4 protein-coding genes and 1 riboswitch are annotated in these 12,213 nt (G+C 42.5%); all 4 genes read left to right on the plus strand.

Annotation, left to right across the window (positions count from 1 at the left end; all coding sequences use genetic code 11):
- Nucleotides 1-77: 77 nt before the first annotated feature.
- The 4 genes from AC25CA_RS06535 to AC25CA_RS06550 all read left to right on the plus strand — a co-directional run bounded on the left by AC25CA_RS06535 (nt 78) and on the right by AC25CA_RS06550 (nt 12,207).
- A complete protein-coding gene (locus AC25CA_RS06535; protein WP_486816250.1) occupies nt 78-2,690 on the plus strand; it encodes a hypothetical protein in 2,613 nt (870 codons plus the stop codon).
- Between the two features lie 309 nt (nt 2,691-2,999).
- A riboswitch (cyclic di-GMP riboswitch) is annotated at nt 3,000-3,097 on the plus strand.
- 101 nt (nt 3,098-3,198) lie between these two features.
- Nucleotides 3,199-8,985, plus strand: a complete 5,787-nt coding sequence (locus AC25CA_RS06540; RefSeq protein ID WP_486816251.1) for a choice-of-anchor O protein — start codon at nt 3,199-3,201, stop codon at nt 8,983-8,985.
- Between the two features lie 21 nt (nt 8,986-9,006).
- Nucleotides 9,007-11,643 carry a hypothetical protein gene (locus tag AC25CA_RS06545; RefSeq protein ID WP_486816252.1) on the plus strand — a complete coding sequence of 879 codons (2,637 nt, stop codon included), beginning with the start codon at nt 9,007-9,009 and terminating at the stop codon, nt 11,641-11,643.
- 186 nt (nt 11,644-11,829) lie between these two features.
- Nucleotides 11,830-12,207 (plus strand): universal stress protein, encoded by a 378-nt coding sequence (locus AC25CA_RS06550; protein ID WP_486816253.1) that lies wholly within the window; start codon nt 11,830-11,832, stop codon nt 12,205-12,207.
- Nucleotides 12,208-12,213: the final 6 nt, after the last annotated feature.

The raw sequence follows: 12,213 nt of genomic DNA on the forward strand, positions 1-12,213 counted from the left end.
AGAAAAGGAGGTGGTTTTTTAGTGTAAAAAAAAGGGTCATAACCCATTATATGTACACGCTGTGAGGAGGACTATCGATGAAAAAACAGTGGAAGAAAAAAGTATTTGTATCGGTATTGATTTTATGTGTGTGTTTTGCGACGATTGTTAGTGTAGGGGTTTTTGCCAGCGGGTCCGACGCTGGACGAGGAAAATTCGGTGGATTCCAAATGCATAAAGGAGGAAGCACCTACAAAGAGGGTCAGGAAGGAAAAACGGGTAATGGAGAGGATGGTCACGCTGAAGATGGTCATAGTGATGATTCAGAAGAAGCGTCTGGCGACGCAGATGTAATGAGTTCAAGTGGTGACAAAAGTGATAAAGGTCATTCATCCGGTGGCTCATCGGGTCATAACGGTGGAAGTGACACCCACGGCAAGCCTGATGACCATGAACCGGGAGAGGACGAAGGGGAGGATGAAGCGGAGCTGAATCCTTTTGATGAGTCGATTTCAGAAACAGAGTTTGTTGACGAGGGGAAATTTGTTACATTGAATATCTTCCAAGAAGGTTTGGCAGATGGTGATGAGGCGGTCATCTGTGTCTACAAACTGGACGATGGGGTATTTACGTATAAGAATATCATCACCTTACAGGGTGATACAACTGGGCCATATGCTGTTAAGGTTCCTGTAGGGCATGAGTGTTTTATTGAGAGTGCCATGGTGCCAGGATTTGCGACACCAGAGAAACAAACTATTTCCTTAGGTACATTTGAAGGTGATTTCACGGAAAAAGTGATCGTGAAGTTCATAGAACATCATTATGAACTTGAAGCTTTCGCTTTGAGCTTCAATAAAGTGTTTGATCCGCCAATGACGGAAGTTGCAATGTTTATTGATGAAGAGATCTCGGTAAATCCGAAAATCAGTCCAGCTAATGTCGATTATGACATGATCCAATGGTCATCATCAAACGAATTAGCAGCTATTGTAGAAGCGGGTCTTGTTACGGCTGTAGGAGCTGGAGAATCAATGATTACAGCGGAATTGAAATTAGGTGAAACTCTACTGGCATCAGCCGAGGTTGAAGTGATCGTACAAGTTTTTCCTGCTATGGGTACAATTTTAGAAAAAACTGAATTTGAGGTTGGTCAAAGGTATCCTTTGCCGTTGATTATGGAGGCGATGGGACGATCTTTAGATATCGCATGGCAGAACAAGACTTATGTACAAACCCTGGATGATGGCGATTATCTATACTTTATCGCTCCAACCCATGGGAATGAAACTTTGCCTGTAGATGCTGATGTCGACCTGTATGGGATCATTTCTCATGACGTGACCGCGACGGGTCCAACTCTTCATGTTTTAGAGCCGGATAAGTTGGAACTGGTTGAGAAGGTTGTTAATCTAAGTGAAAGTGCTTTTGATCTCACTTATCAATTAGAAGGGATCCGTGGGGAGGTACCTTGGGACCGAACGGATTTGACGGGATTTTATTTTACAAGCACAGATCCGAATATCGTTGCGGTTACGAATGATATGCGTGGCTTGGATGACTTGCGGGATGATACGGGTTTGCTTATCAATCAGATTCAAATTGTAACTAAGGCTACGGCGAACGAAACAGGGTATGCGATTGTCAAACTGCGTAACAGTCAAGGTGTCGAGTTGGCAAGCTGGGGTATTTCGGTTATAAAAGCAGAGATTGATTTGGTGGACAATGCCTATGCCATGGCGTCTTCTGACTTTATGGGCGAGGTCACCGAAGAGCATTTTGACACAGCTGATGAGGTTTTTATTACTTGTAAAAATTTCTTTGATGCCGATCAGCTCGTTGCATTCAACAATGAAACCTACTATATTCGCGTTACGGAAAAGGGTTCGGAGGGTCTTTTGGGTGAAGGCATATTTACCTTCGGTGAGAATGTGACAAAAAATAATGGAGAATGGGCCTACTATGGCTCAGATCCAATCAGTTTCGTAGAATTTCAATCGGGCGAGTTTACTGGTGGATTTGTTCAGGTTAATGAGCTAGGTGAAGTCGTGATGGATGGTTTGGGAAAAACCATTGCTGGATTTCGTTTGATTGATGTTTTAACTGATCTTAGTCCGAATACAAATTCATCGAAAGAAGTTTTTGTGGAAGTCAGCACCTTTGATGATTATCCAAGTGGTGATGAAGGGGAACGTCCGAAAACCTATCATACCAACTTTAAAATTGGATCTGCAGTTCCCACGGGATCGATTGAAGTCGATATTTTGAATCCGGATGAGATTCCATTAGAGTATCTAGTGGGAAGACATGTGGTATTAACGCGTGAGGAGTTCCCAGAAGGAACCGATCTGACATCTGTTTCCATTTACGATTTCTATAAGGAAGATGTTAAAACGAATCAACCGAATTTCTTGGATGATTATACGGAGATTGACGACATCTATACAAATTTGTATGTGGATGAAGTTAAACTCTTTGGTAGAATTGAGGAGAGAACTTCATCGACAACTGGTGAAACAGAACTCTATGTTGCATGGGATCGAGCGCGAGAAGTACCATTGAAGATTGGTGGTTACTTCCTGCTGATTGATTACAAACCGTATAAAACGAATTTGCAATCTACGTTTGCAGATAATGAAACCATGCTGAAAGAGGTTCACCTGAAAAAAACGGGTGAAGTTATTGAAAAAATGGTAATATTTTACGAATAGGCGTTATATAGTAATATGAATTGAAAATAGGTAAACGAGAAGGAGTAAAAGGTAGCGAGTGCCAATTGTCGATTGGCACTCGCTTTTGTCGTTGATTTTCATTGAATCCGGAAAATTTGATTTAAGCGAGTGGATAAGAGACGTATATATATTCAAACGATAAATAATATTTTACATTTTGGCCAATTAATGTAAAAATACTGTTCTTACTTACGAATTCTTACAAAATGTTATAAAGTTTGAAAAACGGGGTAATATATCCATACTCAATTAATGGCATATGCTATTAAATTGGTTATTATAGGAAATCAACGAAAAAGGCAAACTGCTCGTGAGAGTGGGACGCAAAGCCAGACATCTTATGACAGAAAAAAGTTACTTCAAGGAAAGAACGGTCGACTGCCACAGAATTCTGTGGCAGTTTTTAATTGTCATAAACTGGCTGATATATCTATTTATGGCTCTAAAGGCAAGGAATAACATAATGTACAAGAAAAGGAGGTTATCGATGAAAGTAAAAAAAAGGATGGTTGTTTTAGTTGTAATTTCCATGGTCATCCAATTGATTTCACTTCCAGCATTTGCTGACACTGATTCGACCAACTTAGCGGAGGTTGGTTTTATCGGACCAGGCAAATATGTTGCAGACATTTTAATGATCGACGGCGGTATTTCGAAAGATACGGATGTTGTCATTGGTCAGATGTCTCTATGGAATACACGAGATCGATTGTGGATGACTCTGGATACAGACCAAGAGTGGGCGATCCGAGAAGTAATGATCTATGTAGGCGCTGATGAAGTGCCGATTACCCTTGGAGGTGCGCCTGCGATTCAAGAATTTCCGTACAAAGCTCAGCTGACGGAGTCGACACATACATATGAATTTTCGTTGGATTTGATGGATGACTTGGATCTGACTTGGGGCAAGCGTGACGAGGCCCGAAGAATTCCAAAAATATCGGTTTGTCTTCATGTGGAACCGACGTCTGAAACCAGCACGCAAGGCATGGGATATGCGTGGGGCCAAGGCAATGTGGAATTTCTGAACCATACGGGTTGGTGGATGAACTATGCAATTGTTCATCCGAGTACCGGACACTTTATTGATGCGCCAGTAAAAGGCGTGGGCTATCAAACTCCGACACATATAGGAATAACGGATGATGGTGGTTCATTTGATTATTTTGCAGGTGAATCCGTTGAGTTGTTTATTGGTGGTGTATCCCTTGGCAAGGTAAAAGCAGACCAGCGAATCACACCAATGGATGTGGTAGGAACCAGCGATACGGATGATCCAAGGGTTGTCAACATGGCCAAACTTTTACAAAGTTTGGATGAGGATGGAGAACCCACCGGCGGAATCGTTATCGATATGGCTACTAGTATGGCGCTGACACGGACCACGAATGAGATGGAGATCGACGCCTTTGACTTCAGTGATTCCGATCAGATCGAGAATGTGATTGAAGGGACCAATAAGAAGATGGGCGGGAAGTTAAACCCTGTTGATTCTGTTGACGCCTTGGATAATTTACAAAAAGGCACAAGCAGTAATATGGTCCGAAAAAATGTATCAAAGAATTCTGCTTTTGAAGACGCAAAGGCGAAACTCGAATTAATGCCGATGTATGTGCCAGCCATGAAAGCGAATGGCGACCCAGTTACATTAAATTATTATGATTTGGTTTTTGATGAAGAAGCCCAAGAAAATGAGTATGAGCTTAGTGAACAGCGGAATTTAGCGAAGCCGTTGATTGCATGCTATGCGGAAAAGGTTATGGGAACCAATGGATTTGATATCTATGGGGCTGTTTCCAAGGATGCCGGAGAAACTTGGCAGGTACAGAATTTATCAAAGTCTGCAGACAAATCTTCATTCATGACGGTAGATGGGATAGAATTTTCGGGAACTTGTCATAAACCACAGATCCGTGTACGTGGAAATTATATTCTAGCCGCATGGACATCCAAGTTTGGTAGAACGGGTAATCCGCGCTATGCATTGGAACCTGATGAGCCGTACTATGAAGATGATCTATTTGGCGTGGGTGGACCACAACGTTCACGTGATTATTCCAGTGATGGGTATTATGAAGTTGGTGAATTGCCATTTAGTGTTGTCTGGACCTGTCGCGGCGTTATTGATCCAGCAACTGGACAATTGACTTGGTATAAACCAGAGCGCTTGACTTCTGGTCGACGTGATGCATTCCAACTGATGCAAAGCGGTACTGAAGGTGCCGGTTTTGGTGTTGTTTGGCAAGAAGATCCTGAAGGTTTACGTCCTGGCGAAATGGCAGGACCTGGGGAAGGTTGGAGTGGAGCGACAACCAACCATAAAACGGATATTTGGTATTCTTATATTGCATGGGACGATTTTAAAGATATCGATGTTAATTTCGAATCCAGCGGTGTGCAAAAAGAGGATATCAATGAGGATCAAAAAGGAAGGCCTAAGGCTGAAATTCCTTTCTCTATGCCTGTGCGGATTTCCGACAATGACACAATCAATACAGAAAGCATGAAAATCGATGAATTGATGATTCCAGGGCTAGATACTTTGAGCGAAGGTGATTTGCTTTCGGTCAATTCAAGTAATTTTGTTCCGCTTCTGGAAGCAGGCGATGATCAAGGCACCCATAAGTATGGGTACGCCAATTTGCCTAGTTATTACAATGGTCCTGCGATCTGTGACCAATTGTATTTTAAAGTCAATCATCAAGAAGCCGATAAATATGTGGCGGTAACAGAAGATGGACGAATTCTTGATGGTAATACAGGAGCGTCTCGCCCTAATATCATGATGCAACCATATATGACTAAAGATGCAAATGGCAAGTCCTACAAAAGCGCCTGGGTTGTCGTTTGCTATGAAGAAACCAAGGGTGCTGGTGCAGGACCGGATGAAGTAACAAGTGCTTCTTACGATGAACACACCCCCACCGATATTGAGAGTGGAACGACTGACGAGGGTGTTCCAGTTGATGATGAGACGGCCCCAGTTGATGAATTGACTGAAGTGGGCGTTGACCCAGTAATTGCGGAAGGCTCAGGTGTTGGTGAACAAAAAGGCAAGGAAGCCTATGTTCCTGATAATGGCAAATTAGTGATCTACCATACCTTTGATATGGCCAAGCCGGATCTTGTTAGTGCGGGAGAGATAATGAATCCGCAAGTGGAAATTGACTCTCAGGCTGACTTTGATCACTATGTGTGGGAAGACGGTAGTCTGCCAGGCCTCATTCCTAGCAAAGGGAATGTAGATGCAAAAAAAGGTGACGTTCATAGGGGATTATTGTATTTAGTTGACGAAGCCGGCGAACTCCTTCTTGATTTCAACAAAGACCCAATTCCAGCTTATGAAAATGCACGTAGACCGAGACTTTTAATCCAAGGTGCAAATGGTGCCTTGGGCAAATCGTCTACAAGTTCCCCTGCAAAATGGGACACCGGAACGTCTTTGGTTATGGTCTATAAAATGGGCGAAAACGGTATGGGTCGTCCGAGCGATATTTTGATGAGGAGATGGGAAATCCCTAGCACCATAAAAGGAAGTCGGAATCCTTACTCAACCGAATTCTTATCGGACGAAATTTATAATATCAGCGCTACTAGACCAACTGAAGAAGCGATAAATATCAATAGTTCAGAAGATAAAAGTGGCGATGGCATCAAGGTAATGCGTTGGGAACAACCTGAAGAAGCCCTTATGGATGCGACTTATGCAAATCCGTATGAAGATGCTAGAGCGCATCGAGGCATTCTTCGAGGAAAAAAATTAGCGATTGCCTACGACCATACGCCAAATTGGGCAGCCTCAAGAAATGGCAATGACGTGTATAATCTGTATCTGCGACGCTCTTTCGACGGTGGCGAGACATTTACAACCAATCCGAATGGAAACAACGACGTGTATATTGATGGTGTTTTCCAGGGAATTGGTGTCTTGCATCAAGATTTGTATCGAACGGCTCTAGGGACAGGAAACGAACGAATTGACGATGATGAAATTCCGAAAGTTGTCGTCGAGACCTATTGGGCAAAAGGTGAATATGAGCCGGCTCAAAATTTATCCAAACTTCAGAACAATAAAGAAACGGTAATTGAGCCGCGATTGGTCGGTGGACCATCATCCACGAAAGTCAATGGCAAGGTGGTATATGGTGAAGACCAACGTAATATCAATTTGTTCTGGGTTACCTACGGTACAAGCAGCAATCCTGGAGATGATTCCATGGAAGCGAAAGTACCTTTAGATTTGTATTACAGCTATACTGATGATTTTGGTGATTCATTCTATCATGAAGCAAAAATTGTTAATGAGACCAGCCAAGGTCATTATGCGGGTCAGGAACGAGATGTTTGGCCATGGCTTGCCAAAGATACAGGCAAACTAGAAAGTGCACAGGCTGAGTGTCAAATCCGTATGTCACCGGATGGTACTGTTATGTATTCCGTATGGAATGAAAATGGAAATAGCGGTGGAGATGTGAAATTCAGACGGATTATGATGGACGGCAAAATGATCGAATCAGATATTGATATGGTTGACGTCACAGCACCGTTTATTACGATTTCAGGAATTGAAGATGGCGATGTTAGAAGTGAAGACGTATCTATTGGGATCTCCTTAAACGAATTGGGTTCTTGGGAAGCGACAGTTTCCGAAGGAACTAACGAAGATGTATATACGACGAGCCCGATAGAAATTGCGGCATCAACAACTCCGAAAGCATACGTACTGGACGTTGTTGCCACTGATTTGAGTGACAATACAAGTTTTAGACATATTGCCTTTACCATAGATGGCAATGTGCCTCAGATTGATATAACTGGTGTTGTGAACGGTGAGCATAGCAATGATGATGTACATCTAGAGATTCATACTTTTGATGCGGTTCCAACGATTGAGTTATTGTGGAACGGTTTCATAATGCCAGCTAAAAGTGTGTATGATTTGGATGCGGAAGGCGAATATGACTTAACTGTTAGAGCTGAGCTTGATGGCAAAACATCTGAAAAACATATCGGTTTTGTTATTGACAAAACGGCACCGACTATTCGAATTGAAGGTGTTGAAGATGGTGAAACCTATGTTAACAGTGCAGATCCTCATGTTACAGTCACGGATAGTTTAAGCGATTATCTGAACGAACTGACCATGTTGATGAATGGTAATGAGTACCTGAATTCTACAAAGATTTCAGAAGGCGGAGAATATACCCTTGAAATTATCGCAATTGATAAAGCTGACAATCGGGCAGAAGCGTCTGTAACCTTCAATGTAGAAGTGATTGGTACGCACTATCGACTCCAAGCAATTGCTCCTGAAACGGTTGAGGGAGTCATTCATGTAGGCAAGGGAGCAACCATTTTATTTAAGAATGACTTTGCAACCTTGCAAGTACCTGTTGGTGAATTTGATGAGGATGTTTCCTACATCATTGCACCGGCCACAGGTGAAACATCCAGCGGCAGAAGTTTGAAGGTTGGAGATTTGACATACAATATCGAGTTCTTCGATAAAGATGGCCAAAGGATCGATTCATTTGATATACCGATGACTCTGACCTTTGCCTACAATGATGAAGACTTGCCGGTAGGAAATTTGGAATCTGAACTTCGAATTTGCTACAGAAATGACCAACTTGGAGAATGGATTGTAATTCCTGGAACAAGTGATCGGGTTAACAATTTAATTACTGCCAAGATCAGTCATCTGTCTACCTTTGGGGTGCGTGCTGTGAAGGCGTTCCCAGATTTGGCGGATTGCGGCAATCATTGGGCAGCAAATCATATCTACCGATTGGCCAGCCTAGGCATTGTGTGTGGTGATGATCAAGGCAATTACAAACCAGAAGAATTAATTACCCGTGAAGAATTGGCGAAGATTTTAGTGAATACCATTGATTTGGCATCCGACGGTCAAATGGTTGCGGCAGATGAAGATGCGATTTCTGATTGGGCAAAAGAATTTATGCGCATTGCGGTGGCAACAGGTGCTTTGAAAGCGGATGGAAACGGAAATGTAAATCCGCAGCGATACGCAACGCGACAAGAATTGATCGCAGCAGCAAAAGCGGTCTTTGGTCTGAAGGTTTTGAATGTAAAACCAGTCGCTTTTTCTGATTTGGAAACCTTACCACGTGAACTGCATCAAGCGGCACAAGTAATGAGCCAACATGGTATCCTGAATGGATATGAAGACGGAAGCATCCGTCCAGATGGTTCAATTACTCGTGGAGAACTGGCGAAGATGATTTCTCAGTTTTTGCTTGCAGAGCGTCAATAATGGTTTTGAAAGGAGGGAACAATGAAAAAGCATACTAAAGTATTTGTTTATTTAATGATTGTGATTCTAGCATTGACGACACTAACGAGCGGTACATTCGCGCAAGGCGGTGATAACGGCGGAGGGGGTGACAGTGTCAAAGATCCGAAGCCTGAGTTGAGTATCACGAAGATTCGGCCGAAGGAGTCTACTGAATACAGTTGGATTTTGGAGCCAAGCTTTGGTGAGTGGACTAAAAATGATGATACGGACTTGCATGAGAGCATGCTGGATTTCACATTTAAACGCGTGCTAGATGTTGACAACTTAGGCGTCTATATCGAAGCAAATTTGAGCACATTCGCCGCTGATTCCTTGGTTGTAGAGCTCGGTTATATTGGCTGGGTTGATGAAGAAGGAAATCCAATGTATGAAGAAGATGGTATTCCTTTTACCGACGAAAATTACGAAGCTGTAGGCGATCAACAGCGGACCTTTATTGCTCTTTATTCGCAAAGAAACGTAAGTTATCAGCGGATTGCTGAAGGTGGGGAAGCTATCAAGTTGAACTTCCTATGGGAAGATATTGACCGTTCCTTGTTCGATGATCCTGAAACTTATGATGAATATCCAGATGATGAAGTTGACAATAATATTGTTGAAGGGATTAATCGTTTCAGACTGGGTGTGGAATATGTCAAGAGTCGTGGTAATGTCGGCATGGAAACGGATCAACGAGAATTTGCTCTAGAAGAGCATGAAGCATTTGCCTTCGCATCAATTGAATCTGATTTATTAGGTGTGCTTGATAATGCGAAGTTTGATTCAGATGCTACTGATTCTATATGTAGAGTTGGGGCTGACGAGTGGCTGATCAATCCTTTTAATCTTCCCTTGGGAGAAGGGGATGAGTTCTTGATTCAAGCCCTAGTGGAAACCAATATTCCAGAAGAGTTGCAATTTGATAAGGTTACCTTTTCTGCCTACCCATATTTGGAAAGTAGTGATGAGTATAAAGTGGAGCGGGACGTGGAAGGGTATCCGGAAATTGCTACTGCAGAATTTCCAAGTACTGGCTATGTGCAGTCGTCAGTTGCCAGTTTAGCATCTGTAACGATTACTTATGACGAAGAATTTTGGGATCAAGACTCATCGGAAGTTACGCAAAATCATCAAGGTGATGCTGACTTAAAAAGCTTATTTGATGAAGAAAATTTGCCGTATCTATTGCCGATAGGCTCCGGACTCCCTGTGGTCTCGGCGGTTGAGTTTGATCCTACAACAGCGACCCATATTGTAGAGCAAGCAACTCGGGACAACCTAGTTGCAACAATTACGGTGACTGCTGAGGACGGAAGGGAAGTGGACTATGAGATTCCTTTTGAGTTCGATGGCAATACCGATGCAAGATTGGATAGCTTGACAATCAATGGGGGTATGGTTGTCGGCCATGCGATTGATTCCTTTGAACTAGAAAGTGGCGTGATCACGGAAGGTATTGTCAATGTGCCATTTGACCCGTCGGTGTATTTCTACCATATCTTTATAAGTGAGGATGGTGATGACGACGTTCAGAATAATGTTGACTATAGTGTAATTCCAAAAGACGATGGTGTTTTAGCCCCAGAGAATATTGGGACGCTTGGAGATCCACCTTCAATTCTTGGCGAAAAATTCTTTGCTAGTCTGATTCCTGACGTTGAATTGGTTGAGTATAAAACGACGACCTACGGGGATAGTGCATATCCACGCAAGGAAACGATCATAGTCACTGCAGAGGATCAAACTCATAAATCAACCTATACGATCTTAATAGCGCCATTGGGCTATATTCCTGAAGAGGAAGAGGAAAATAATGGCAGCGGAGAAGGCGGTGGCGACGGCGGTGAGATGCCACAGCCAAAAACTGGAAAAGGGCTGGATGTGCTGGCTGTTGATAATGTTTTAGTCGAAGGGTTTGTAGCTGGAGAAGTGGAAGAGGGAGAAATAGAATTATCTGTACTTCTGGACGAAGGTACTCGCTCGTTGCCAAGTGTTACAGCGGTTGCATCAAATCCAGAGGCAACAGTGCAGCATATTAAGCCTACTCGATTGCCTGGCAAGTACAAAATCAAGGTAAATGAGACGGATGATTCTACAACACTTTACACTTTGAATATGGAAGTAGAAGGTTTGGAAGAAGGTGAATTTATTGAGCTTGGTGCCATACTTCCACAAGAGATCTTAGGATTGTGGCTACCGCCAACGGGTGATGATTTTGTTTTGGGTCGAACTAGTACACAGATTCGTTTCTGGGTCTCTGAACAATTATTATCACCACAGCTTCGAATTTATGTGGATGAGGCGGGTGAAGATACCTTGTTCAATCCAGGAAATTTGGTTAAAACTATTTCTACCAGTGAGTTGAAGATGAGCGGTGGTAATGGTAAACATTCTCGATCAACTGCCGAAAATGGTGATGGAGGATACTACAAGTACAATTTAAAAGGTCGCAATTTTCCATCATTGGTAGAGGGTGAGAATTATATCATCGCATTGTTCGAATTTGATGGATCTAGCTATAGTGTTGTTCATTTCCAATTGGGACAACCTGCAATGCTTCATTTCACCATGGGTGAAACGACCAAGACTAGCGTTGATCATCGAAATCGCGATATCAATCTATTGGAACAAAGATAAACTGATAAACTGACTTTATCGTCATCGATAAGCACCCTCCTCACTGTACGGCTTTGCCGGCAGTGGGGGGGTGCTTTCTTGTTTTTTTTACATGAATTTTTAACTTTTTATAACATTTTTTTTCTTTCCTCTTTCAGCCTTTCCTACATGGTAGAATAAGAATGGACCTTATGAAGGGAGAACAATATGGAAAAGAAAATTTTAGTATGCGTGACGCAGCAAAAAACGTGTGAACGCTTGATTTTAAAGGGATATGAATTGATCGATCAGGAATCCGATCACCTAACAGTTTTACATGTAGTCAAACAAGGTGCTCACTTTTTGGAGTACTCCTCCGATGCTCAGGCCTTGGAGTATTTATTTGAAGTATCAAAAGAGGTTGGAGCTGAGTTAACTGTGAAACGTTCAAAGCATGTCTTAGATGATATGGTGAAATATGCAAAAGAGGAACAAGTCACTCATATGATTTTGGGTGCCTCTCCCTCTCAGCAAACACAAGAGAAGAGTTTTGCGATACGCTTACAAGACAGACTGCCAGAAGTGAATTTAATTGTAATGGATTAGGGAGGA

The organism is Gottschalkiaceae bacterium SANA (genome assembly GCA_036323355.1).
Taxonomy (GTDB): domain Bacteria; phylum Bacillota; class Clostridia; order Tissierellales; family GPF-1; genus GPF-1.

Bases quoted from the DNA above. Each gene is read 5' to 3' on its own strand.
- AC25CA_RS06535 (WP_486816250.1), top strand. From the start codon at position 78: ATGAAAAAACAGTGGAAGAAAAAAGTATTTGTATCGGTATTGATTTTA.
- AC25CA_RS06540 (WP_486816251.1), top strand. From the start codon at position 3,199: ATGAAAGTAAAAAAAAGGATGGTTGTTTTAGTTGTAATTTCCATGGTC.
- AC25CA_RS06545 (WP_486816252.1), top strand. From the start codon at position 9,007: ATGAAAAAGCATACTAAAGTATTTGTTTATTTAATGATTGTGATTCTA.
- AC25CA_RS06550 (WP_486816253.1), top strand. From the start codon at position 11,830: ATGGAAAAGAAAATTTTAGTATGCGTGACGCAGCAAAAAACGTGTGAA.